This is a genomic window from Micromonospora sp. URMC 106 (assembly GCF_051386395.1).
Lineage (GTDB): Bacteria > Actinomycetota > Actinomycetes > Mycobacteriales > Micromonosporaceae > Micromonospora.
On the sequence record NZ_JBPQTP010000008.1, the window covers coordinates 74,384 to 97,147 of the forward strand.

22 protein-coding genes and 3 tRNA genes are annotated in these 22,764 nt (G+C 74.9%); 9 read left to right on the forward strand and 16 right to left on the reverse strand.

The window, feature by feature from the left end:
- Positions 1 to 5 precede the first annotated feature (5 nt).
- Together ACSNOB_RS04460 and ACSNOB_RS04465 are read right to left on the reverse strand one after the other, a co-directional pair.
- The gene (locus ACSNOB_RS04460) at positions 6 to 1,004 is read right to left on the reverse strand and encodes an NAD(P)H-dependent glycerol-3-phosphate dehydrogenase (RefSeq protein WP_393105068.1); all 999 of its coding nucleotides are present in this window, start codon (positions 1,002 to 1,004) and stop codon (positions 6 to 8) included.
- The gene (locus ACSNOB_RS04465; RefSeq protein WP_436685286.1) at positions 1,001 to 1,735 is read right to left on the reverse strand and encodes a lysophospholipid acyltransferase family protein; all 735 of its coding nucleotides are present in this window, start codon (positions 1,733 to 1,735) and stop codon (positions 1,001 to 1,003) included. The genes ACSNOB_RS04460 and ACSNOB_RS04465 overlap by 4 nt, the downstream gene beginning before the upstream one ends.
- Before the next feature lie 126 nt (positions 1,736 to 1,861).
- Here ACSNOB_RS04465 and cofC point away from each other — a divergent pair, with 126 nt between their 5' ends.
- The 4 genes from cofC (at position 1,862) to ACSNOB_RS04485 (ending at position 6,252) form a co-directional block, all read left to right on the forward strand.
- Positions 1,862 to 2,497 carry a 2-phospho-L-lactate guanylyltransferase gene (gene cofC, locus ACSNOB_RS04470; protein ID WP_436685287.1) on the forward strand — a complete coding sequence of 212 codons (636 nt, stop codon included), beginning with the start codon at positions 1,862 to 1,864 and terminating at the stop codon, positions 2,495 to 2,497.
- A gap of 153 nt (positions 2,498 to 2,650) precedes the next feature.
- Entirely contained in the window at positions 2,651 to 2,848 is a 198-nt protein-coding gene (locus tag ACSNOB_RS04475; protein ID WP_393105074.1) for a cold-shock protein, read from the forward strand.
- A gap of 53 nt (positions 2,849 to 2,901) precedes the next feature.
- Positions 2,902 to 5,265 (forward strand): RNA degradosome polyphosphate kinase, encoded by a 2,364-nt coding sequence (locus ACSNOB_RS04480; RefSeq protein WP_436685288.1) that lies wholly within the window; start codon positions 2,902 to 2,904, stop codon positions 5,263 to 5,265.
- A 24-nt stretch (positions 5,266 to 5,289) separates the two neighbouring features.
- Entirely contained in the window at positions 5,290 to 6,252 is a 963-nt protein-coding gene (locus ACSNOB_RS04485; protein WP_436685289.1) for an NUDIX hydrolase, read from the forward strand.
- Positions 6,253 to 6,320: 68 nt separating this feature from the next.
- Here the strand turns inward: ACSNOB_RS04485 and ACSNOB_RS04490 are convergent, their stop codons facing one another.
- The 4 genes from ACSNOB_RS04490 to leuC form a co-directional block, all read right to left on the reverse strand.
- Positions 6,321 to 8,303 (reverse strand): endonuclease/exonuclease/phosphatase family protein, encoded by a 1,983-nt coding sequence (locus tag ACSNOB_RS04490; RefSeq protein ID WP_436685290.1) that lies wholly within the window; start codon positions 8,301 to 8,303, stop codon positions 6,321 to 6,323.
- A gap of 139 nt (positions 8,304 to 8,442) precedes the next feature.
- Positions 8,443 to 9,114: an HU family DNA-binding protein gene (locus ACSNOB_RS04495; RefSeq protein WP_436685291.1), complete on the reverse strand. Its 672-nt coding sequence runs from the start codon at positions 9,112 to 9,114 to the stop codon at positions 8,443 to 8,445.
- Positions 9,115 to 9,286: 172 nt separating this feature from the next.
- Entirely contained in the window at positions 9,287 to 9,874 is a 588-nt protein-coding gene (leuD, locus tag ACSNOB_RS04500) for a 3-isopropylmalate dehydratase small subunit (protein WP_436685292.1), read from the reverse strand.
- Between the two features lie 15 nt (positions 9,875 to 9,889).
- Entirely contained in the window at positions 9,890 to 11,338 is a 1,449-nt protein-coding gene (gene leuC, locus ACSNOB_RS04505; protein WP_436685293.1) for a 3-isopropylmalate dehydratase large subunit, read from the reverse strand.
- A gap of 49 nt (positions 11,339 to 11,387) precedes the next feature.
- Here leuC and ACSNOB_RS04510 point away from each other — a divergent pair, with 49 nt between their 5' ends.
- The gene (locus ACSNOB_RS04510; protein WP_013284529.1) at positions 11,388 to 12,074 is read left to right on the forward strand and encodes an IclR family transcriptional regulator; all 687 of its coding nucleotides are present in this window, start codon (positions 11,388 to 11,390) and stop codon (positions 12,072 to 12,074) included.
- Positions 12,075 to 12,431: 357 nt separating this feature from the next.
- Here the strand turns inward: ACSNOB_RS04510 and ACSNOB_RS04515 are convergent.
- From ACSNOB_RS04515 to ACSNOB_RS04530, 4 genes are all read right to left on the reverse strand, one after another.
- Positions 12,432 to 12,504 (reverse strand) — tRNA-Glu (locus ACSNOB_RS04515).
- A 300-nt stretch (positions 12,505 to 12,804) separates the two neighbouring features.
- Positions 12,805 to 12,877: transfer RNA gene (locus ACSNOB_RS04520), tRNA-Glu, on the reverse strand.
- Positions 12,878 to 13,013: 136 nt separating this feature from the next.
- Positions 13,014 to 13,085, reverse strand: a tRNA-Gln gene (locus tag ACSNOB_RS04525).
- Between the two features lie 107 nt (positions 13,086 to 13,192).
- On the reverse strand, positions 13,193 to 13,996 hold the full coding sequence (locus tag ACSNOB_RS04530) for a fumarylacetoacetate hydrolase family protein (RefSeq protein ID WP_436685294.1): 804 nt from the start codon (positions 13,994 to 13,996) through the stop codon (positions 13,193 to 13,195).
- 212 nt (positions 13,997 to 14,208) lie between these two features.
- Here ACSNOB_RS04530 and ACSNOB_RS04535 point away from each other — a divergent pair, with 212 nt between their 5' ends.
- The 4 genes from ACSNOB_RS04535 (at position 14,209) to ACSNOB_RS04550 (ending at position 17,806) form a co-directional block, all read left to right on the forward strand.
- Positions 14,209 to 15,492, forward strand: coding sequence for a hypothetical protein (locus ACSNOB_RS04535; RefSeq protein WP_436685295.1), 1,284 nt, complete (start codon positions 14,209 to 14,211; stop codon positions 15,490 to 15,492).
- 115 nt (positions 15,493 to 15,607) lie between these two features.
- Positions 15,608 to 16,492 (forward strand): 3-methyladenine DNA glycosylase, encoded by an 885-nt coding sequence (locus ACSNOB_RS04540; RefSeq protein ID WP_436685296.1) that lies wholly within the window; start codon positions 15,608 to 15,610, stop codon positions 16,490 to 16,492.
- A gap of 206 nt (positions 16,493 to 16,698) precedes the next feature.
- Entirely contained in the window at positions 16,699 to 17,061 is a 363-nt protein-coding gene (locus ACSNOB_RS04545; RefSeq protein ID WP_436685297.1) for an antibiotic biosynthesis monooxygenase family protein, read from the forward strand.
- A 91-nt stretch (positions 17,062 to 17,152) separates the two neighbouring features.
- On the forward strand, positions 17,153 to 17,806 hold the full coding sequence (locus tag ACSNOB_RS04550; RefSeq protein WP_436685298.1) for a DsbA family oxidoreductase: 654 nt from the start codon (positions 17,153 to 17,155) through the stop codon (positions 17,804 to 17,806).
- 74 nt (positions 17,807 to 17,880) lie between these two features.
- Here the strand turns inward: ACSNOB_RS04550 and arfB are convergent, their stop codons facing one another.
- The 6 genes from arfB to ACSNOB_RS04580 all read right to left on the reverse strand — a co-directional run bounded on the left by arfB (position 17,881) and on the right by ACSNOB_RS04580 (position 22,651).
- The gene (gene arfB / locus ACSNOB_RS04555) at positions 17,881 to 18,306 is read right to left on the reverse strand and encodes an alternative ribosome rescue aminoacyl-tRNA hydrolase ArfB (protein WP_436685299.1); all 426 of its coding nucleotides are present in this window, start codon (positions 18,304 to 18,306) and stop codon (positions 17,881 to 17,883) included.
- 9 nt (positions 18,307 to 18,315) lie between these two features.
- On the reverse strand, positions 18,316 to 18,618 hold the full coding sequence (locus tag ACSNOB_RS04560) for a hypothetical protein (protein ID WP_436685300.1): 303 nt from the start codon (positions 18,616 to 18,618) through the stop codon (positions 18,316 to 18,318).
- 110 nt (positions 18,619 to 18,728) lie between these two features.
- Positions 18,729 to 19,592: a S1C family serine protease gene (locus tag ACSNOB_RS04565; protein WP_436685301.1), complete on the reverse strand. Its 864-nt coding sequence runs from the start codon at positions 19,590 to 19,592 to the stop codon at positions 18,729 to 18,731.
- A 37-nt stretch (positions 19,593 to 19,629) separates the two neighbouring features.
- The gene (locus ACSNOB_RS04570; RefSeq protein WP_436685302.1) at positions 19,630 to 20,589 is read right to left on the reverse strand and encodes a VWA domain-containing protein; all 960 of its coding nucleotides are present in this window, start codon (positions 20,587 to 20,589) and stop codon (positions 19,630 to 19,632) included.
- On the reverse strand, positions 20,586 to 21,605 hold the full coding sequence (locus ACSNOB_RS04575; RefSeq protein ID WP_436685303.1) for a DUF58 domain-containing protein: 1,020 nt from the start codon (positions 21,603 to 21,605) through the stop codon (positions 20,586 to 20,588). The genes ACSNOB_RS04570 and ACSNOB_RS04575 overlap by 4 nt, the downstream gene beginning before the upstream one ends.
- Entirely contained in the window at positions 21,602 to 22,651 is a 1,050-nt protein-coding gene (locus ACSNOB_RS04580) for an AAA family ATPase (RefSeq protein WP_436685304.1), read from the reverse strand. The genes ACSNOB_RS04575 and ACSNOB_RS04580 overlap by 4 nt, the downstream gene beginning before the upstream one ends.
- Positions 22,652 to 22,764 lie beyond the last annotated feature (113 nt).

The window sequence follows — 22,764 nt, forward strand, 5'->3', positions numbered from 1 at the left end:
GTCACTCACTCCGGCTTCGTCGTCCGGCTCATCAGGGCGTCGACGGCGAGCCGCGGGTCGACGCCCTCGTGGCAGACCAGCTCGACCTGCTCGGTGATCGGCATCTCCACCGCGTGCGCCCGGGCCAGGTCGCGGATGGCGAGCGCGCTCTTGACCCCCTCGGCGGTCTGTCGGGTGGCGACGCGGGCCTCCTCCAGGGTCGCGCCCCGCCCCAGGTGCTCGCCGAAGGTGCGGTTGCGGGCCATCGGCGAGGAGCAGGAGGCGACCAGATCCCCCATCCCGGCCAGGCCGGCGAAGGTGAGCGGATCCGCGCCGAGGGCCACCCCCAGGCGGGCGGTCTCGGCCAGCCCCCGGGTGACCAGCATGGCGCGGGTGTTGTCACCGAAGCCCATCGCGACGGCGATGCCGTACGCCAGGGCGATCACGTTCTTCACCGCGCCGCCCAGCTCGCAGCCGATCACGTCGTCGTTCGTGTACGGCCGGAAGTAGGGCGTGGTGATCGAACGCTGCACCAGCGTGGCCCGGGCGGAGTCGGTGCAGGCGACCACCGTGGCGGCCGGCTGCTCGGCGGCGATCTCGGGGGCCAGGTTGGGGCCGGAGACCACCACCACCCGGTCCGCCGCCACCCCGGCGGTCTCCACGATCACCTCGCTCATCCGCTTGGTGGTGCCGAGCTCGATCCCCTTCATCAGGGAGACGAGGGTGGCGTCCGGGTGCAGGTGCCCGGTCCACTCGGCCAGGTTGCCGCGCAGCGTCTGCGACGGCACGGCCAGCACCACCAGCTCGGCCCCGGTGATCGCCTCGGCGGCGTCCCCGGTCGCCGTGACCCGGGACGGGAGCAGCACGTCCGGCAGGTACTCCGGGTTGCGCCGCTCGGCACGGATCGTGTCGGCGACCGGCTGCCGGCGCGCCCAGATGGTGACGTCCCGGCCGGCGTCGGCGAGGATCTTGGCGAACGCCGTCCCCCACGAGCCGGCCCCCAGCACCGCGACGTGCCCGCTCACGCCGCCGCCTCCGGCCGGCGCCGGTCTGCCGGGCGGGCCGGTCGTTCCCACAGGGGCGGCGCGGTGCCGCCCCGGATCTCGGCGAGCAGGTCACGCAGCCGCAGCATGATGGTGTCGGTCATCTCCTCGAGGACGGCCTTGGTCGGGGTGGCCCCGGCCCACCGGCTGAGGTCGACCGGCGGACCGGCCACCACGGTCACCGGGATCCGGGGGCGCGGGTTCAGCCGGGACCGACGCGGGTCGAAGATCCGCTCCGGCCCCCACATGGCGACCGGGACCACCGGCGCGCCGGTGGCGAGCGCGAGCCGGGCCGCGCCGGTCTTGCCCTTCATCGGCCACAGCTCCGGCTCGCGGGTGATGGTGCCCTCCGGGTAGATCACCACCGCGCCGCCCTCGGCCAGCGCGGCGACCAGGGCGTCGAGCGACCGCACCGCGTCGACGGTGCCCCGCTCGACGGGGATCTGGCGGCATCGGTGCAGGATCCAGCCGACCAGCGGAACCCGGAACACGCTCGCCTTGCCCAGGAACTGCGGCCAGCGGCCCGAGTCGTAGACGAAGTGCGCCGCGACCAGCGGGTCGGCGTGCGAGATGTGGTTCGGCACGATGATCACGCCGCCGTCGCGGCGGAGGTGCTCCATGCCCCGCCAGGTGCGTCGGGTCCAGACGAGCATCACCGGCTTGACCAGCACCACGGCGAACCATTGCCAGAATCCCAGCCTCCGCCGTGTCACTGCGCCTCCTCGTGCCGCCCCGCCCGCACCGGATCCGCACCCGGTGACGCCCGCAGCGGAAATCATGCCTGCTCGACCAGGGTCCGGCCAGAGAGGGTACCGCCGTGCGCTGGCAGGATGGCGGGTGTGAGTGAGTCGGGGTGGACCGTCGTGGTGCCGGTGAAGCCTCTCGCCGCCGCGAAGAGCCGGTTGCGGGGCGCCCTGCTGGCCGTACCGCACGAGGAGCTGGCGCTGGCCCTGGCGGCCGACACGGTCGCCGCGGTGCGGGCCTGCCCGGCGGTGACCCGGGTGCTGGTGGTCACCGACGACCCTCGGGTGGCGGCGACGGCCCGGCGGGCGGGCGCGACGGCCCTGCCGGACGCCCCGGACGCCGGGCTGAACGCCGCCTTCCGGCACGGCGCGTCGGCCGCCGGCGGCGGCTGGGTGGCCGGGCTCACCGCCGACCTGCCCGCGCTGCGCCCGGCCGAGCTGGCGGCGGCGCTGCGGGCGGCCCAGGCCGACCCTCCGGGCGTACGCCGGTATGTCGCGGACGCGCCCGGCGACGGCACCGTGCTGCTGGCCGCGCCGCCGGGCGTGGCCCTGGATCCCCGGTTCGGGGTCGGCTCGGCCGCCGCGCACGCCGCGAGCGGTGCGCTCGCCCTGGCCGGGGAGTGGCCGAGCCTGCGCCGCGACGTGGACACCGCCGACGACCTGGCCGCGGCGGCCCGGCTCGGGCTGGGGCCGCACACCGCGGCGCTCGCCGCCGCCGGCTGCCCCGCCTGACGCGCGGCTGGTCCGCCGTGGGCGTGGCCCGCCCGCCACGCGGCCCGCCCGCCGCAGGCGTGGCCGGTCCGCCGCGGACATGGCCGGCGGGCCGCGGTTGTGGCGGCGGTGTGCGCGCTCTTGCGGGGGCGCGGGCGGTGTAGCGTGCGGGGCATGCAGGGGACGGTGGCCACCTACGACGCGGCGACCCGCAGCGGGATGCTGCTCCTCGACGACGGCACCGAGCTGGCCTTCCCGGCCCGGGCGTTCGACGCCTCCGGCCTGCGGCTGCTCCGCCTCGGCCAGCGGGTGCGCGTCGACACCGACGCGGCCGGCGAGGTCGTCCGGGTGACGTTGCCGACGATGGCCTGAACGACTGGTCGAAGTTCATTTTGCGTTAACCCGGATCGGGTGATTATGAGCGGGTGAGCACCCCTCGCGAGCCCGCCAACCGACCGCCCCGCGTCGCCGATCCCACCGCGCCCCGCAACGGCACCCGTCCCCGGGGCGCCGACGGCCGCTTCCGACCGGAGGGTCCGGCCGAGAACGCCCGGACGGACGACGACGGCCCCGACGCGGCGGCCGCCTCCGCCGGCCTCGAGGAGGTGCTCGACCCGGTCACCGGGCCGTCCCCCGCCGCGCCGTCGGCGTCCGGGCCCGACGACGAGCCGCCCACCGCGGTGCCGTCGGCGTCCGGGCCCGACGACGAGCCGCCCACCGCGGCGCCGCTGCCCGAGGACCGCTTCCTCAACCGGGAGCTCTCCTGGCTCGACTTCAACGCCCGGGTGCTGGCGCTGGCCGAGGACCCGCGCACGCCGCTGCTGGAACGGGCCAAGTTCCTCGCCATCTTCGCCAGCAACCTCGACGAGTTCTACATGGTGCGGGTGGCCGGGTTGAAGCGGCGGCTCCAGGCCGGCCTGCCGGTGCGCGGCGGCGACCGGATGCCGCTGCGCACCCAGCTGGAGCTGGTCGCCGAGAAGGCCGCCGCGCTGGTCGCCCGGCAGTCGGCCTGCTTCACCGACGACGTGCTGCCGAAGCTGGCCGCCGAGGACATCCGGATCCTGCGCTGGGCGGACCTGGACGGCCCGGAGCGGGAGCGGCTGCGCGCGTACTTCCGGGAGCAGATCTTCCCGGTGCTGACCCCGCTGGCGGTCGACCCGGCGCACCCCTTCCCGTACATCTCGGGGCGGTCGCTCAACCTGGCCGTGGCGGTCCGCGACCCGGACGGCGGCTCCGAGCTCTTCGCCCGGGTGAAGGTGCCGAACAACGTGCCCCGCTTCGTCCGCGTGCACCGGGACCAGCCGGGCGTGCGGATGCTGCCGGTGGAGGACCTGATCTCGGTGCACCTGGGGCAGCTCTTCTCCGGCATGCAGGTGGTGGAGTGCCACCTGTTCCGGGTCACCCGCAACGCCGAGGTGGAGGTCGACGAGGACCGCGACGAGGACCTGCTCCAGGCCCTGGAACGGGAGCTGGCCCGGCGCCGGTTCGGCCCGCCCGTCCGGCTGGAGGTGGACGCCTCGATCTCCGACCACATGCTGGAGCTGCTCGTGCGCGAGCTGGACATGCACGACCAGGAGGTGCTGCGGGTGCCCGGCCTGCTGGACCTGTCGGCGCTCTGGCAGCTCTACAACGAGGCGGACCGGCCCGACCTGAAGGACCCGCCGTTCGTGCCGGCCACCCACCCCCGGCTCACCGAGGGCGAGGTGCCCCGCAGCGTCTTCGCCACCCTGCGCGACGGCGCCATCCTGGTGCACCACCCGTACCACTCGTTCGCCACCAGCGTGCAGCGCTTCATCGAGCAGGCCGCCGCCGACCCCGACGTGCTGGCCATCAAGCAGACCCTCTACCGCACCAGCGGCGACTCGCCGATCGTCGACGCGCTGGTCGACGCGGCGGCCGCCGGCAAGCAGGTGGTGGTGCTGGTCGAGCTGAAGGCGCGCTTCGACGAGGTGGCCAACATCGGTTGGGCGCGCACCCTGGAGCGGGCAGGCTGCCACGTCGTCTACGGCCTCGTGGGCCTGAAGACGCACTGCAAGACCGCCCTGGTCGTACGCCAGGAGGGCAACCAGATCCGCCGCTACTGCCACATCGGCACCGGCAACTACCACCCGAAGACCGCCCGGCTCTACGAGGACTTCGGCATGCTCACCGCCGACCCGGAGATCGGCGCCGACCTGACCGACCTGTTCAACGTGCTCACCGGCTACAGCCGGCAGACGGCGTACCGGCGGCTGCTGGTGGCGCCGCAGGGCATCCGCAGCGGGCTGATCGAGCGGATCGAGCGGGAGATCGCGCACGTGCGGCTCGGCATGCCGGGGCTCGTGCAGATCAAGGTGAACTCGCTGGTCGACGAGGAGATCACCGACGCCCTCTACCGGGCCTCCCGGGCCGGTGTGCACGTCGACCTGCTGATCCGGGGCATGTGCACACTGCGGCCGGGGGTGCCGGGCCTGTCGGAGAACATCCGGGTCCGCTCCATCCTGGGCCGGTTCCTGGAGCACTCCCGGATCTTCCGGTTCGGCAACAACGGCGACGCCGAGTTCTGGATGGGCTCGGCCGACCTGATGCACCGCAACCTGGACCGCCGCGTCGAGGCGCTGGTGCGGGTGAGCGATCCGGTCGCCCGGGCCGAGCTGGACCACGTCATGGCCGCGGCGATGGGCCCGGACGTGGAGGCGTTCGAGTTGGCGGCCGACGGCACCTGGAGCCGGCGTACCGGCACGGCGGAGGAGCCGCTGGTCCACCTGCAGGAACTGCTGCTGCGTCGGGTCGGTGGCACCGCGAGCTGACCGGCACGCGCATAGGCTGACGAGATGCTGGATGAGCGGGACGCGGCCGGCCCGGGTCGGACCTGGGCGGCCGACGTCCCCGACGGGGCGCCATCGATCCGCGCGGCGGGCGGCGTCGTGTGGCGCCCCGCCGACGAGCCCGACCAGGCCGCGCCGGGCGCGCGGCGGGCCGGGATGCTGGTCTGCCTGGTGCACCGGCCCCGCTACGGCGACTGGTCGCTGCCGAAGGGCAAGCTGGAGCCGGGCGAGCACCCCCTGCTCGCCGCCGTACGCGAGGTGGCCGAGGAGTCCGACGTCCGGGCGGTGCCGCAGGTGCGGCTGCCCACCGTGCGCTACCGCAGCGAGGGCCGGCCGAAGGTGGTCGACTACTGGTCGATGCGGGCGGTGGCCGACGGCGGCTTCCAGCCGGACACGGAGGTCGACGAGGTGCGCTGGCTCGGCGTGGACGAGGCCATCCGGTTGGTCAGCTACCCACACGACGCCGAGGTGCTGGCCGCGTTCGCCGCCCTGCCTGCGGTCACCGGGACGATCGCGCTGGTCCGGCACGCGCACGCCGGCAAGCGGGCCACCTGGTCCGGCCCGGACACCGGCCGGCCGCTCGACGCCCGGGGCTGGGCGCAGGCCCACGCGCTGGCCCCGCTGGTCGCGCTGGTCCGCCCGGCACGGCTGCTGTCGGCCTCTGCCCGCCGGTGCGTGCAGACCCTCGACCCGGCGGCGGCGCTGCTCGACCTGCCGATCGAGGTCGACGGCGACCTGGACGAGCCGAGGCCGGGTCAGCAGCCCGACGAGTGCGCGCTGGCCGCCGCCGCCCGCCTGAGCGCACTGGCGACCTCGGGCGGGCAGGTGGGGGTGTGCAGCCAGGGCAAGGTGATCCCGGGCGCCCTGGAGCGGCTGACCGGGCGGACCGACGACTTCACCACCCCGAAGGGCGGCGGCTGGCTGCTCGCCTTCGCCGGGGACCGCATGCTCGCCGCCGACCGCCTCTGACCCGCGGCTTCCGCCCGGGCGGCGGGGCGGCTCGCGCCGCTCCCGTCGGTCGCGGGAGGGCCCGACGGTCAGGTCGACGGCAGGGTCAGGGTCACCGCGACCGGGAGGTGGTCGCTGGCCGTGCCGCGCGGCGCCGCCGCGTCCCGGGCGGCCAGGCCGGGCGAGACGAACACGTGGTCGATCTGCTGGCGCGGGTCGTCCGCCGGGCTGGTCGGCAGCGGGCGGGCCGGGGCCAGCGCGTCGACCAGCCCGGCGCGGGTGAACTCGGCGAACGCCGGGTCGTCCGGCTCGGTGTTCAGGTCGCCGGCGACCACCAGCGGGCGACCGGCCGCGTACCGGAGGGCGAACCCGGCGACCGCGCGGGCCTGGACCACGGGTTCCTCGCCGGGCGGCGGTTGCAGGTGGGTGGCGACCACCGCGAGGCGGACACCCGTGCTGAAGTCGACCGTGACCCCGAGGGCCTGCGCGCCGGTGGGCGCGCCGACCGCCGGCAGCCGCCGGGTCCGGGCCTCGTCCAGGGGCCAGCGGCTCAGCACGGCGTCGCCCCAGAGCGCGTCGGCGGCGGGCGCGAAGACGTAGGGCATGTCCAGCCGCTCCGCCAGCAGGTCGAGCGTGTCGTGACCGCCGTTGAGCAGCCAACCCCGGTCCACCTCGCCGAGCGCCACGACGTCGGCCCCGGCGACCGCCCGCGCCAGCGCGTCCGGATCGAAGCGGCCGTCCATCCCGAATCCCATCCGGACGTTGTACGCCGCCACCCGCACCGTGTCAGGCGGCCCGTCGCGGTTGGTGGCGGTCAGCAGCTCGTCGCTGACGATCGCGGCGAGCAGGGTCAGCACGGCGGCGGAGGCGGCGGTGAGCACCGGCGGCAGCGACCGCGCCACCGGCCCCGACCCGGGCCGGGCGGCCAGCGCGGTCGCGGCGACGAGCACGGCCACGGCCACGGGCACCCCGGCGTTGGGGTGGCCCAGGTCGTACGCGGCGTAGTAGAGCACCGCCGCGACGGCGAAGACGAGCATCCCGGCGACCACCGCGTACGCCCGCCGCCCGGCCTCCCGGACCGGATCGGTGGCGTCGTCGTCGGCCGTCCCGCCGGATCCGGCGTCGCCGTCGACCGCTCCGGCCGGGTCGGCGGCGGGCCGGACGCCCGACGTATCGCGTCCGTCGGCGGCGCCGGCCGACGCCAGGCAGCCGCCGAGCCCCACCGCGGTGAGCAGGACGGCCGGCAGCAGCAGCTCCCCGCGTTCGAGGGCGAAGAGGACGGCCCCGGCCACCAGGGCCGCCGGGGCGAGCCACCGCCACGCCCCGCGGCGCGGTGACGCCAGCGCGGCGAGCAGGAAGCCGCCGACGGCCACGGCGACCGGGGCGGGACCGAAGAGCGGCACCGTGGCGACCCCCACGTCGTCGCCGGGGTGCGACCGCAGCAGGCCGAACTGGTAGGACGTCGCCGTGCGGGCGACCGCCGGGGAGAGCGCCACCATGCCGGCGAGCAGCAGCGCCGGGCCGGCCAGCAGCCAGCTCCGCACGCCGCCCGGTCCGGCCGGCGGCGCCGGCCGCGCCTGCCCCGCCAGGAAGAGCGCGCCGACCAGGCCGGCGGCGAGCCACGACGCCCGGCTCCCGAGCAACGGCGGGTGGTACGTGTCCAGCGCGGTGTGCAGGACCGCGCCGAGCGCCAGCCCGGACGCCAGGCCGGGCACCGGCCGGTCGGTGGCGGCGGCGACACCGGCGAGCCAGACCAGCCCGGCGAGCAGCCCGGCCGCGGCGATCCAGAGCTGGGGCCGCCCGCCCGGCTGGCCGACGACGGCGAGCCGGGCGGCGACCAGCAGCACGGCGGCGGCGAGCGTGACCGGGCGGGCGCCGACCCGGCGGACCAGCGCGGGCGCGGCCAGGGCGAGCACGAACCAACCGAGCGCGAACGCCCCCAGCAGCTCGGCCGGGGTCGAGGCGGCCTGCCCGAAGATGGTGATGACGGCCGGCAGGAAGACGCGCAGCACGTCGACCAGGAGCACGACGCCCAGCGCGAGGGTGAGGGTGGTGAGGTGGCGGTAGCGCACGGGGGCTGCCTTTCGCCGACCGGAAGGGGTGCGGCGATTCTGCGTGCGGCGCACCGCCCCGGTCAACGCCCGCCCGACGAGCGGGGGGACGCGACGAGGGCGCCCACCGTGCCGGTGGACGCCCTCGTACCGCTGCGATTCAGCGCTTGGCCGCGGCCTTCTTGGCCGGGGCCTTCTTGGCCGGGGCCTTCTTGGCCGGGGCCTTCTTGGCCGCGGCGCTCTTGCTCGCCGCCGCGGTGGTCTTCTTCGCCGCGGTGGCCTTCGTCGCCGCGGCGCTCTTCTTCGCCGGGGCGGCCTTGGTGGTCGCGGTCTTCTTCGCCGCGGTGGTCTTGGTCGCCTTCGCCGCCGTGGTCGTCTTCGCCGCGGTGGTCTTCTTCGCCGCGGCCGTGGTGGCCTTGGCGCCGGTCGCCTTCGCGCCCGTGGCCTTGGCGCCGGTCGCCTTGGCGCCCGTGGCCTTGGCGCCGGTCGCCTTGGCCCCGGTGGTCTTGGCGGCGGCCGTGGCGGTCTTCTTCGCCGCCGCCGTGGCCTTCGGCACCTTGCCGCTGGCCACCATCTCCTTGAATCCGGCACCCGGCCGGAAGGTCGGGACGGATGTCTTCTTGACCTTCACCGCCTCGCCGGTCCGCGGGTTGCGCGCTGTTCGGGCGCCCCGGACGCGCTTTTCGAACGCTCCGAATCCGGTGATCGCCACCTTCTCGCCCTTGGTGACCGCCGCCTGGACCTCAGCGAGGACCGCGTCGAGCGCGGCCGTCGCCGTCTTCCGGTCCCCCAGGCGAACGGCGAGCGCCTCGATGAGCTCGGCCTTGTTCACGACTTCCTCCCGATTGTGCAACTGACTCGACGCGAGCCATTCTGCGCGCACGGTATGCCCTGTGCTGCCGGGACACAAACATTCGGTGGAAAAAAGCCCTTGTGTCGTAACGGATTCGCCCCCACCGGTGAGACCGGTGGGGGCGGAATCCGCTGCGCGATCGGGCGTACGGCTATGCGACCGTGGGCAGGAACGGCGGCCGGGTGGCCTCGAAGGCGCTGATCTCGGCCTCGTGCCGGAGGGTGAGTCCAATGTCGTCCAAGCCCTCCATCAGCCGCCAGCGGCTGAAGTCGTCCAGCGGGAACGACCAGGTGGCCTCGCCGACCCGGACCTGTCGGGCGGTCAGGTCGACGGTGACCGGCGTGGTCGGGTCGGCCTCGACCAGATCCCAGATCTCCTCGACCGCTTTCAATTCCAACTCGACCGGCAGCAACCCCTCCTTGAGCGCGTTGCCCCGGAAGATGTCGCCGAAGCGGGGGGAGATCACGGCGCGGAAGCCCCAGTCGCGCAGCGCCCAGACGGCGTGCTCCCGCGAGGAGCCGGTGCCGAACTCCGGACCGGCCACGAGAATCGACGCACCGGAATACGCCGCGTCGTTGAGCACGAATTCGGGGTCCTCGCGCCACGCGCTGAACAAGCCGTCCGCGAAACCGGTCCGGGTCACCCGCTTGAGGTACACGGCGGGGATGATCTGGTCGGTGTCCACGTTGGAACGGCGCAGCGGCACGGCCGTGCCGGTGTGGGTGGTGAACCTCTCCATCTGCGGTGTGCCCTTCTACAGGTCGGCGGGAGCGGCCAGCCGGCCCGCCACGGCGGTGGCGGCGGCGACCGGCGGGGAGACCAGGTGGGTGCGTCCGCCCCGGCCCTGGCGGCCCTCGAAGTTGCGGTTGGAGGTGGACGCGGAGCGCTGGCCCGGGGAGAGCGTGTCCGGGTTCATGCCCAGGCACATCGAGCAGCCGGCGAAGCGCCACTCCGCCCCGGCGTCGGTGAAGACCTTGTCCAGCCCTTCCGCCTCGGCCGCCTCGCGGACGGCGGCGGAGCCGGGCACGACCAGCATCCGCACCCCGTCGGCGACCCGGTGCCCGCGCAGCACGTCGGCGGCGGCCCGGAGGTCCTCCAGCCGGCCGTTGGTGCAGGAGCCGACGAAGACCACGTCGACCGCCAGGTCCCGCAGCGGGGTGCCGGCGCGCAGGTCCATGTACTCCAGCGCGCGGCGGGCGGCGGTCCGCTCGGCCTCGGTGACGAACTCCTCCGGATCCGGCACCACCGCGCCCAGCGGGGCGCCCTGACCCGGGTTGGTGCCCCAGGTGACGAACGGGGTCACCGCCGTGGCGTCCAGCGTCACCTCGGCGTCGAAGGTCGCCCCCTCGTCCGTGGGCAGGGTCCGCCAGTACGCGACCGCCGCGTCCCAGTCGGCGCCCTGCGGCGCGTTCGGCCGCCCCTTCAGGTACGCGAAGGTGGTGTCGTCCGGCGCGATCATGCCGGCCTTGGCGCCCCACTCGATCGACATGTTGGCGATGGTCATCCGCCCCTCCATGGACAGCGACCGGATCGCCTCGCCGCGGTACTCGACGATGTGTCCGCGCCCGCCGCCGGTGCCCACCTGAGCGATCAACGCGAGCACCAGGTCCTTGGCGGTGACCCCGGGGGCGAGCTGCCCGGTCACGTTCACCGCCATCGTCTTCGGCCGGGTCTGCGGCAGCGTCTGGGTGGCCAGCACGTGCTCGACCTCACTCGTGCCGATGCCGAACGCGAGCGCCCCGAACGCGCCGTGGGTGGCGGTGTGCGAGTCGCCGCAGACGATGGTCATGCCGGGCTGCGTGACGCCGAGCTGCGGGCCGATGACGTGCACGATGCCCTGGTTGGCGTCGCCGAGCGGGTGCAGCCGGACGCCGAACTCGGCGCAGTTGCGGCGCAGCGTCTCGATCTGCGTACGCGAGGTGGGGTCGGCGATGGTGAGCAGATCGCCACGCCGCTCCCGGAACGACGGGTCGGCGTACCCGGTCGGGGTGTTGTGGTCCTCTGTCGCGAGCGTGAGGTCGGTGCGGCGCACCCGGCGGCCGGCGAGGCGCAGCCCGTCGAAGGCCTGCGGGCTGGTCACCTCGTGCAGCAGGTGCAGGTCGATGAAGAGCAGATCCGGCTCCCCCTCGGCGGACCGTACGACGTGCGCGTCCCAGACCTTCTCGGCCAGGGTCCTCGGCTCGGTAGTAGTGACTCCCACCATCTGGACATCCTAAATTCTGGGAGGTAAATTTCGGCTTGTGGGACACAGTATGAGCGGTGTCGGCGTTCTCGACAAGGCGGTGGTCATTCTGGCCGCCTGTGTCGACGGCGCCAGCCTGGCCGAACTCGTTGAACGCACCAAGCTGCCCCGGGCCACCGCGCACCGGCTGGCGCAGGCGCTGGAGATCCACCGGATGCTGGTCCGGGACACCCAGGGCCGCTGGCGCCCGGGCCCGCGCCTGGGTGAGCTCGCCAACGCCGCGCCGGACGTGCTCCTGACGGCGGCGGAGCCGCTGCTGGCCGCGCTGCGTGACGCCACCGGCGAGAGTGCGCAGCTCTACCTGCGCCGCGCCGACGAGCGGATCTGCGTGGCCGCCGCGGAGCGGGCCAGCGGCCTGCGGGACACCGTGCCGGTCGGCTCGGTGCTGCCGATGACGGCCGGCTCGGCGGCCCAGATCCTGCTCGCGTGGGAGCCGCCGGAGGCGGTGATGCCGCTGCTGCCCCGGTCGAAGTTCACCGGCCGCACCCTGGCCGAGGTGCGCCGCCGCGGCTGGGCACAGAGCGTCGCCGAGCGCGAGGCCGGTGTGGCGAGCGTCTCCGCCCCGATCCGCGACCGCACGGGCCGGGTCATCGCCGCGATCAGCATCTCCGGCCCGATCGAGCGCCTGGGCCGTCGCCCCGGCGAGCGCCACGCCATGGCCGTCGTCCGGGCCGGCCAGCGTCTCTCCGGCCTCTGACCCCTGTCCCTTCGCACGACCCGGAGCGTCCGGCCCCGGCCGGACCCCACCCTGCCCGTGGGACGGCCCGCAGCGGCGGTGCTGACCGGACCCCACCCTGCCGGTGTCACCGGTGGGTCCCGCCCGTGGCACCGGCCCGTGTCAGCCCGGACCCGGCCGCGACGCTGCCCGTGGCGCCGGCCCGGCATCGGTCCCGGACCGTAACCGGGTCCGGCCCTCGCCCCGGACCGGCCCTCGCCCCGGACCGGGTGGCGCCGGGCAGCCGATGGTCGGCGACCCGGGGATTCGGGACGCGCCGAGGGGCCTGGAACGCGGATCGGCCCGCCTCACCGGGGTGAGACGGGCCGATCATGCTTGTAGCCCCGACCGGATTCGAACCGGCGCTACCGCCTTGAGAGGGCGGCGTCCTGGGCCGCTAGACGACGGGGCCAAGACTTTCCCTGCTTCCACCGCCCACGCGAGCGGTGCGGCTGTAGTCTAGCGGCGTCCCCCGCGGGGGTCCGCACCGGGTCGCCCGGCACACCGCGGCAGGCGGCCGTCGGCCGGGCAGCGTCCGGGACGCCCGGCGGCAGCGGGTCCGCCGCGCGACGGCCGGCGCGGGCAGCCTCTGGAGGCAACGGCGCGGGCTGGCCGGGCATGACGGGCCGCGCCGGGCATGACGGGCCGCAACGCGGCGGCCGGAATGCGAAACGGCCCGCCTCACCGGGGTGAGACGGGCCGACCATGCTTGTAGCCCCGACCGGATTCGAACCGGCGCTACCGCCTTGAGAGGGCGGCGTCCTGGGCCGCTAGACGACGGGGCCAGAACTTCCTTGCCACGCCGCTCTGCCGAGCGGCGCCGCTGGACTCTATCAGAGAGAACCTCCGACTCCCTGACGGGAACCGGAGATCCACTCCAGCGAGATCCAGCGCCCGAGGCTCTTCCGAACCTCGGCTGCGCTGGGGTACCAGGACTCGAACCTAGACTAACTGAACCAGAATCAGTCGGGCTGCCAATTACCCCATACCCCATTGGCCCCTTGCGGCGCCGGGAACAAACTTTACCCTCCCGGTGCCGGCAGGCCAAATCGAGCCCCCGGAAACGCCTCTGAGCTGCGTGAACCGGGCCTCGACGCGGATCAGGCGACGGGCACCACCGGGTTGGTCAGCTCCCCGATCCCCTCGATCCGCACGGTGACCGTATCCCCGTCCGTGAGCGGGCTAACCCCCGCCGGCGTGCCGGTGAGCACCACGTCGCCGGGGAGCAACGTCATGACGTGCGAGACGTACGACACCAGGGCCGGCACGTCGAAGACCATGTCCCGGGTCCGGCCGAGCTGGCGGACCTCCATCTCCTCGGGGTTGCGCCCCACCTCGCACCGGATCTCCAGGTCCCGCACGTCGAGCCCGGTGGTGATCCACGGCCCGATCGGGCAGAACGAGTCGAAGCCCTTGGCGCGGGTCCACTGGCCGTCGGAGCGCTGGAGGTCCCGGGCCGTGACGTCGTTGGCGCAGGTGTAGCCGAAGATGGCCCGCTCCGCGGCGGCCCGGTCGGCCCGGCGCGCGCCCGGCGCGCCGATGACCACCGCCAGCTCGGCCTCGTGCTCGACCTGCTTGGAGAAGATCGGCAGCCGGATCGCGTCCCGGGGCCCGATCACGGAGGTGGACGGCTTGAGGAAGAGCAGCGGCTCCTTCGGCACCTCGGTGCCGTGTTCGGCGGCGTGCTCCGCGTAGTTGCGACCGACGCAGACGACCTTGCTGGGCAGGATCGGCGAGAGCAGCCGGACGTCCGACAGCGCCCAGCGGGCGCCGCTGAAGGTGATCTGGCCGAACGGGTGGCCCTCGATCTCGGCGACGGTCAGGCCCTGTGGGCCCGCCTCCGGCTCGCCCTCGACGACCCCGAACGACATTCCCTTGGCATGAGCAAAACGAGCGATACGCACCAGGCCAATCTAGTGCGGTGTCCACCGACGTTCACCGGGTCCTGCCGGTGGTCGTGTGGATCCTCGCCTGGTGGGCGGGCGGCTCCCCGGCTCGCCGGGGGCGGGCCAGCCGCGCACCCTACGCCACCGGCCGCCCGCCCGGGCGCACTTCCCGACTTCGTACCCGCCCGGCGCCGCCCCGCCCCTAGCGTCGGCTCCGGAGGTTCGTTCGTATGCCTGCATCGACACGACACCACAGGGCCCTCGCAGTGTTCGTACACTGCCTCGGCATTCTCGCCGCCGTGCCGGCACTGCCCACGGCGGCACCGCCCGCGGCGGCCGCGCAGCCACCACCGGCGGCGGCCGCGCCGACCCCGGCGCCGGCGATGCCGTCGGCGCCGCCGGCGGTGCCCACCCCGACCCGGGCCGCCCCGCCGGTGGCGAAACCGCCGGTCACGGTGGCGGTGGCGCCGGAGAGCACGCCGGCGCCCCGCTACCGGATCGAGGTCCGCAACGCCGGCAGCTCGCCGGTGGACACCACCGTGCGGCAGGAGCTGCCGCCCGGCGCCTCGGCGACCGCCATCACCGCCGGCGGCCGGGCCAGCCGCGCCGCCGGGTCGGCCACCGAGGTGACCTGGCAGCTCAAGCTCCCCGCCCGGAGCACCACCACCCTCGGCACGGCGCTGACCACCGCCGCCCCGCACCGGCCGCTGACCGCGCCGGCCTGCGCCTTCGCCCGCGACGGCAGCCGGCCGTACGACTGCGCGACGGCGACCTGGAACGCGGCCGCGCCGGCGGCCGCACAGGAGACGGCGGGGACACCGGCGTGGCGCCACACACCCGTGCTGCTGGCCGGCCTGGCCACGGTGGCGGTGCTCGCGGTCGGCGGCGTCTGGACGTGGCGGCGGCGCCGTCGGCCGGTCGCCGCGGCCCTCTCCCCCGGTGGGCGGGGGACCGTCTACCCGCGGCCGGCCACGCCCCGGCCGGCGCAGGCCCGCCGCACCCCGTCCGTCTGGCTGATCGTCCCGGTGGCCGCCACGGTACTGGCCGGCACGGTGGGCACCGCCGCCTGGACGGCCACCCGGGAGGTCGCGGCCATCGACACCGACAGCCAGCCGACCAGCGGCGCGTGGATCGGCCGGGGCGCCAACGGCGCGATCGGCGAGCCGCTGCGCGAGTCGGCGTTCGAGTTCACCGTCTACCGGATCGCGTGCGAGCCGGGCCGCAGCGCGCGGCAGTGCCAGGCCACGGTCGGGGTGCGCAACCTCACCCCGGAGCAGCAGAGCTGGCACGGCCGGCTGCAACGGGCGTACCTGCCGGACGGGAACTTCGTCACCACCGACGAGCAGGCCACCCGGGCCGCCAACCAGGGCCGGGACGTCTTCGCCCAGCCGATGGCGGCCGGCAGCCGGGCCGTGCTGCCGCTGGTCTTCACGGTCGACGGGCAGGCGCCGCCGGAGCAGTTGGAGCTGCGCAGCGGGGTGTTCTCCGCCGGGGTCCGGGTGGACGTGCCCTGACCGGCGGCGGGGCGGCGGTCGTACCCTGGGGTCCGTGACCGCCGCCTGCGCACCCGACCTGCCCGAGCTGGGGATTCGTCAGGCGGCTCGGAGCGGGCAACAGGGGCCGGGAACGATGACCAGCATCCCCGTGGCGAACTGGCTTCCTCTCATGGCGGCCCACGAGCAGCGCGCCGACGCTCTCACCGCGGGCCACCGCGCGCGCCGGACCACCCGGGAGCGCCACGCGATCGACGACTTCCTGTACGACTACTACGGGACCCGGCCCTCCGTGCTGCGGCGGTGGCACCCTGGGGTGGGTGTCCGGCTGGAGCCCGGGCCGGACGTCGCCGTCCCGCACGGGCGGTGGCGCTGGTACGCCGCGGACGCGGACGGGGTCGTGGGTCTCGACGTCGCGGCGTTCCTCGCCGACCGGGGTGACTCGGTGCGCTTCGTCCACCGGTTGTTGTCCGCGATCGCGTCGCGCCCCGCCTTCACCGGCTGCTTCGGCCTGCACGAGTGGGCGATGGTGTACCGCCAACGAGAGCATCGACACCCGCTCCCCCTGCGCCTCGGGCAGGCGGGCACCGACGCGGTGGTCGAGTCGCACCAGATCCGCTGCACGCACTTCGACGCGTTCCGGTTCTTCACGCCCGACGCGGTGGGCCTCAACCGGCTGCGGCCCACCAGGGAGAGCCAGGTGGAGCTCGACCAGCCCGGCTGCCTGCACGCCTCGATGGACTGCCACAAGTGGGCGACCAAGCTGGGCCCCGCGGTCCCGGGGGACCTGGCGCTCGACTGCTTCGAGCTGGCGCGGGACATTCGGCTGCTCGACATGCAGGCGTCCCCGTACGACCTCTCCTCGTACGGGCAACCGGCGGTGGCCATCGAGACTCCGGAGGGCAAGGCGGAGTACGTGGCTCGGCAACGCGAGTTCGCGCGACGTGCCGGCCGGCTACGCGCCCGGCTGATCGAGGTGTGCGCGACGCTGCTGGACGCGGCGGAGCCGCCGGCACGGTGAAGGTGTGACCGACTGAGCCGTCCTGGCCCCCGCTGTCCCCGGCGACATCGAGGGCTGCCGCGGCGGCGGGGCTGGCACGGACGTTCGACGTGGCGGCGGGATGGCGTGGACGTGTCCAGGATCCACAGTTGACCTCAACCTGAGTTGAGGTCGCAGGATGGGCCGACCCTCGGGGAAAGCCCCGCAACCGATCTTGGGAGTGCTCCGTGAGAGCGGATTCCGGCTTCTATTCGATCATCGACTACACCGTCGACGGACCCGACACCCAGCGCGAGCTCGTGGAGGCCTTCGCGGAGATCCAGGAACGGTGGGTGCGCTTCTATCCCGGCTACCGGTCAGCCCGCTTCCACGTGAGTACGGACGGCACCCGCGTCTACAACATCGTCCACTGGGCGAGCGAGGCGGACTACCAGAACTTTGTACGGACCTCCGACACCGACGGCCGGATGGCCGCCATCGGCAGGGCGTTGGCGGCGCTGTCGGGCACGGCCGAGCCGCGCATGACGGGGGCGCCGACCTACACCGTCGTCCGCGAGGTCGGCCCCGGCCCCCAGCGCCTCGAGTCCTGACCACCCCGACCACCGGCTCGGCCCGTCAACGGGCGGGCCGGGCGGGGCGGCCGTACCACCGACAGCCCCGCACATCGTTGAGGAGAGATCCATGAAGCTCGAGGTATTCGCCGACGTGCTCTGCCCGTGGTGCTACATCGGAAAGAGACGACTGTCGGCCGCATTGGCGAGACACGCCGACCGGGACAGCGTGGAGGTGGTCTGGCGCGCCTTCGAACTCGCGCCGGAGGAGGGACGGGTTCCCGGCCCGACCGCAGCCGAAGCGATGGCCGGCTGGTGGGGCGAGCAGGCGCCGGCCCGCGTCGCCCGGATCCAGTCGATGGGCGCCGCGGCAGGCGTGGAGCTGAACCTGCATCTGGCCCGCCCGGTGAACACCTTCGACGCGCACCGACTGTGCAAGCTGGCCGCCGACCATGGCCGGGCCGACGAGATGATGGAGTCACTGTTGCACGCCTACCACACCGAAGGGCTCAACGTGGCGGACCCTCAAATCCTGCAGCGTCTGAGCGGCGCGGCCGGGGTCGACGCCGACCAGGCACGCGCTGTGCTAGCCGGCGACGGCTACGCCGACGAGGTGCGCGCCGACCGGCGTCGGGCAGTCGAGCTGGGCGTCACCGGTGTTCCCAACCTGGTGATCGACGGCCAGCCGCCGGTCTCCGGGGTCCAGCCTGTCGCCGACCTGCTCCGACTGCTGGAGCGCGCGACCCGACCGGAGCAGCCGGTGCCCGCCACGCCCGGCCGGTGACGGCGGGCGACTGACGGGCCGGCGGGCTGACGGCTGGCGCGCTGACGTGACGCCCGGGGCTGTGTCCGAGCCCGTCAGTCGCCGTCGACGCGGCGGTCGCGCTTGCGCTGCGACTGGCGCTTCTTCTCGGCCAGCCGGCGCTCCTTGGCGCCGCGCGAGGGCCGGGTGGGCCGCCGGGGCGGGGGCGGCGGGGCCGCCGCCTCGCGCAGCAGGGCGGCCATCCGCTCCCGAGCCGCCTCCCGGTTGGCCAACTGCGCCCGGTGCTCGCTGGCGGTGACGGTCAGCACGCCGTCGACGAGCCGCCCGGCGAGCCGTTGCAGCGCCCGCGCCCGCAGCGACTCGGGCACCCCGGGCGAGGCGCCCAGGTCGTAGCTCAGCTCGACGCGGGAGTCGGTGGTGTTGACGCCCTGGCCGCCGGGCCCGGACGAGCGGGAGAAACGCTCCCGCAGCTCAGCGGCGGGGACGACCCACCGGTCGGTCACCCGCAGTCCGTCGTCCACACCCCGAGGCTAACGCCCCGCCCGGATGCTCGGGGTCGCGGACGGGTCCGTCGTCGGGCCGGGCGGCGCCGGCTCGCCGTCGGAGCCGACGGCGGCGTACGCGACCGCCCCGACCAGCAGCAGGGCGATCACCCCGATCTTCGTGGTGGCCACCTTGATCAGCAGCCACGCGGTGCGCCGGGCACCGGGCACGGTCTTCTTGACGGTCTGGTAGTCGGCCCACCCGCGTCGCGCCCGGGCGTACGCCGACCCCACACCGGTTCCGATGATCAGGCCCACCAGCAGGAGGACCACGATTACAGGACGCTCCACCCACGCCAGTATCCATACTCAGCGTAATATTTCCATGGTCCGATCATTCCGCGCCGGGTATCCGACAGTTTTCACGTTCCCACCCGCGCCGCGGCGGTCGTACGGGCAGCTCAGCCACCCTTTCCGATGATCGTGTCGGCGGTCTGCTGCACCTGCTCGATGGGGATGGCGAAGCCGATCCCGATGGAGCCGTTGCCGTCGATCGTGGCGATCGCGGTGTTCACCCCCACCACCTCGCCGCGCGCGTTGACCAACGGGCCGCCCGAGTTGCCCGGGTTGATCGAGGCGTCGGTCTGCACCGCGGTGTGCCGGTTGTCGCCGAGGCGCACCTGCCGGTCCAGGGCGCTCACGATGCCGGCGGTGACCGTGCCGGCGAGCCCCAGCGGCGAGCCGACCGCCAGCACCGGCTCGCCGACCCGGGTCGACCCCGGCTTGGCCAGCGGCAGCGCCGCCAGGCCGGCCGACGGCGGCACCCGGAGCACCGCGAGGTCGCTGCGCGGCTCGCGGCCGACCACCTCGGCGGCGAACCGCCGCCCGTCCGGCAGTTCCACGGTCACCGAGCCGTTGCGCCCCTTGGCCAGGATGTGGTCGTTGGTGATGATGTGCTGCTGGTCGTCGACGGCGAAGCCGGATCCGGTCGCCGAGGCGCCGCGCCCCCCGCCGACGAGCACCGAGACCACCCCCGGCACCGTCTTCTCGGCCGCGGTCACCAGCTCCGCCGGCACCGGGGCCGCCGAGGCCGCCGCCGGGCCGGGCTCGCCGTCCCGGCTGGCCACCACGCCGCCGGCCACCGCGCCCGAGGCGGTGGACAGGGCCACCACCGCCAGCCCGGCCAGCAGCCGCCCGCGCCCGCGCCACCCGGCCGGACCGCGGTCCGGTCCCGGCCCGTCCCACCGGGCCCGCCCGTCCGGCTCCAGCTCCGGCGAGATGAACCAGGGGCCGCGTGGTTCGCCCAACCCGGTCTGCACTGCCATGCGTACGCTCCTCACGTGTCCTTCTCGGCGGTGGGGGTCAGGGCAGCCGGGAGAACCAGCGCATCGAGCCGGCCGCGGAGCCCAGGGCGAACACCAGTCCCAGGCCGATGAAACGGGCCGAGACGTCCTGCCGTTCCGTGCGGTAGCCCACCGAGGTGCCGATGTCGTCGTAGACCGCGCGCAGCTCGTCGCTGGTGCTGGCCTCGTGGAACCCGCCGCCGGTCTCCTCGGCGACCGCGCGCAGGGTCTGCCCGTCCACGGGCACCTGGATCGGCCGGCCGCCCCGGTCGACGGTGCCGCCGGGGGTGCCGAACGAGATGGTGTGCACCGGCACCTTCATGGTCACCGCGTCGGCCGCCGCCTCCATCGGGTCCATGCCGGAGGTGTTCGCGCCGTCGGAGAGCAGGATGATCCGCGCCGGCGGCGGGTCCTTGGCCGCCTGGCTGTCGAAGCCCTTGACCGCGCCGAGCGAGGTGCTGATGGCTTCGCCGATGGCGGTGCCCTGCACCCCGGTGGCCCCCTCGACCAGCCGCTCGATCCCCTCGTGCAGCGCCTCCCGGTCGGTGCTCGGGGGCACCAGCACCGCCGCGCTGCCGGCGAAGGCGACCAGCCCGACGTTGAACTCGTCGGGCAGGCCGTCGACGAACTGCCGGGCGCAGTCCTTGGCGGCGCTGAGCCGGTCGGGCTCCACGTCGCCGGCGAGCATCGAGGTGGAGACGTCGACGGCCACCATCACCGTCGCCCGTTCCCGGGGCACCCGCACCTCCGCCGTGGGCCGGGCGAAGCCGACCACCAGCAGCGCCAGCATGGCGAGGAAGAGCCCGGCCGGCAGGTGCCGCCGCCACGTCGGCCGCTGCGGCGCGACCCGGTCGAGCAGCCGCAGGTTGGTGAAGCGGACGGCGTAGCGGCTGCGCCGGCGCTGCATGAGCAGGTAGCCGACCGCCAGGGCGAGCACCCCGAGCAGCAGCCAGAGCCGCACCGGCGACTGCCAGATCACGCCGCACCTCCCCGGGCCGCGCGGGCCGGGGCCGCGGCGAGCCGCCGCTGGGCGTGCACGTGGCGCACGATGTCGGCGCTCCAGTCGCGGTCGGTGCGCAGCGGCAGGTGGGTGGCCCCGCTGCGGCGCAGCGCCTCGCGTACCTGGTCGCGTTGGGCGGCGGCGGCGGCCGCGTACCGCTCGCGCAGCCGGGGGTCGCCGGTCCAGACCTCCCGCCGTCGGCCGGTCTCCGGGTCGACCAGGGTGATCAGGCCGACGTCCGGCAGTTCCAGCTCGCGCGGGTCGGTGACCTCCACGGCGAGCACCTGGTGCCGCACGGCGAGCCGGCGCAGGGGCCCCTCCCAGGGCGGCGCGTGCCGAGGGTCGTCGGGCAGGCCGTCGAGGAAGTCCGAGACCACCACCACCAGGCCGCGCCGCAGCGCCACCCGGTGCACGGCGGCCAGGCCGTCGGTCAGGTCGGGGCCGTCGGGCGGCGGGGTCCGCTCGTCGTACCCGCCGGCGCGCGGCGCGGTCAGCAGGGCCCGGAGCAATCCGAGCAGGTGGGTGCGCCCGCTGCGGGGCGGAAAGCGGCGCAGCCCGGCCGGCCCGAGCACCTGCGCGCCGAGCCGGTTGCCGACCCCGGCCGTGAGGAAGCCGACCGCCGCCACGGCCGCCACGGCCAGTTCCCGCTTGTCCAGCTCGGCGGTGCCGTACTCCATGCTGGGGCTCGCGTCGACCAGCAGCCAGGTGGTCAGCTCCCGGTCGGCGTCGACCTCGCGCACGTGCGGGACGGTGGTCCGGGCGGTCACCGCCCAGTCCATCCGGCGCACCTCGTCCTCACCCGGGCGGTACTCCCGGCTGCCGGCGGGCTCGCTGCCCAGCCCGGGCAGCAGGCCGCGGTACCGGCCGTGCAGCAGGCCGTCGAGCCGGCGGGTGACGGTCAGTTCCAGCCGGCGCAGCCGCCGGTCCGGGGCGAGGTCGGCCAGCCCCGGGTCGGCCGGCGTGGGCGCCGGCGCGGTGGCCCCGCGCCAGCTCATGCCGCCGCCAGGTCGGCCGCGTGCTCGGGGTGACCGGTGACGACCCGGGGCGGCGGCACCGCCTCGACCAGCCGGCGCACCACCGACTCGGCGGACACCCCGTCGGCGACCGCGTCGAAGGAGAGCACCAGCCGGTGGGCGAGCACGTCGACGGCCAGCTCGCGGATGTCCTCGGGCAGCACGTACTCGCGGCCGCGCAGCAGCGCCTGGGCCCGGGCGGCGGCGACCAGGCCGAGGGTGGCCCGGGGGCTCGCCCCGTACGCGAGCAGCCGGCCGACCTCGGGCAGGCCGAACCGGCCCGGGTCACGGGTGGCGAGGATGAGCCGGACCACGTACTCGGCGAGGGCGTGGTGCACGAAGACGTGGGTGGCCCGGGCCTGCAGGTCCCGGAGGCGCTGCGGGTCGAGCACCCGGCGGGCGGTGGGCCGGTCGGCGCTCATCCGGTAGAGGATGGCCAGCTCGTCGGCGTCGCTCGGGTAGTCGACCACGACCTTCATCAGGAACCGGTCGCGCTGCGCCTCCGGCAGCTGGTAGACCCCCTCGGACTCGATCGGGTTCTGGGTGGCCAGCACCAGGAACGGGTCGGGCACGGGGTAGCTGCGCCCGCCGATGGAGACCTGGCGCTCCGCCATCGCCTCCAGCAGCGCGGACTGCACCTTGGCGGGGGCCCGGTTGATCTCGTCGGCGAGCACCAGGTTGGCCATGATCGGGCCCAGCTCGGTGTCGAAGGTCTCCTTCGAGGCGCGGTAGATCCGGGTGCCGACGATGTCGGACGGCACGAGGTCGGGGGTGAACTGGATGCGGGAGAAGGTGCCGCCGACCACGGTGGCGAGGGTCTGCGCGGCGAGCGTCTTGGCCACCCCGGGCACGCCTTCCAGGAGGCAGTGCCCGTCGGCGACGAGGGCGGTGAGCAGGCGCTCGACGAGCCGATCCTGCCCGACGATCACGCGTTTGACCTCGAAGAGGGTCTGTTCCAGCTCGGCCGAACTCGCATCGGGATCGGCCGGGCTGGGCACGCTGGCCAGGGTGTCCGAGATGTCCGTCACGGTGCTTGCTTCCCGTGGCGGCCGTCGGACAAACGTCGGATTATCAGCGCCGGCACGGCCCTTACCGGTCCGAACCGGGACGAGCCTCGCGGCCCGGCAGGACCGGCGCGGCA

Coding starts and splice junctions, on each gene's coding strand:
- ACSNOB_RS04475 (WP_393105074.1), top strand. CDS start 2,651: ATGCAGGGGACGGTGGCCACCTACGACGCGGCGACCCGCAGCGGGATG.
- ACSNOB_RS04485 (WP_436685289.1), top strand. CDS start 5,290: ATGCTGGATGAGCGGGACGCGGCCGGCCCGGGTCGGACCTGGGCGGCC.
- leuD (WP_436685292.1), bottom strand. CDS start 9,874: ATGGAGAGGTTCACCACCCACACCGGCACGGCCGTGCCGCTGCGCCGT.
- leuC (WP_436685293.1), bottom strand. CDS start 11,338: ATGGTGGGAGTCACTACTACCGAGCCGAGGACCCTGGCCGAGAAGGTC.
- ACSNOB_RS04510 (WP_013284529.1), top strand. CDS start 11,388: ATGAGCGGTGTCGGCGTTCTCGACAAGGCGGTGGTCATTCTGGCCGCC.
- ACSNOB_RS04535 (WP_436685295.1), top strand. CDS start 14,209: ATGCCTGCATCGACACGACACCACAGGGCCCTCGCAGTGTTCGTACAC.
- ACSNOB_RS04540 (WP_436685296.1), top strand. CDS start 15,608: ATGACCAGCATCCCCGTGGCGAACTGGCTTCCTCTCATGGCGGCCCAC.
- ACSNOB_RS04550 (WP_436685298.1), top strand. CDS start 17,153: ATGAAGCTCGAGGTATTCGCCGACGTGCTCTGCCCGTGGTGCTACATC.
- ACSNOB_RS04565 (WP_436685301.1), bottom strand. CDS start 19,592: ATGGCAGTGCAGACCGGGTTGGGCGAACCACGCGGCCCCTGGTTCATC.
- ACSNOB_RS04575 (WP_436685303.1), bottom strand. CDS start 21,605: ATGAGCTGGCGCGGGGCCACCGCGCCGGCGCCCACGCCGGCCGACCCG.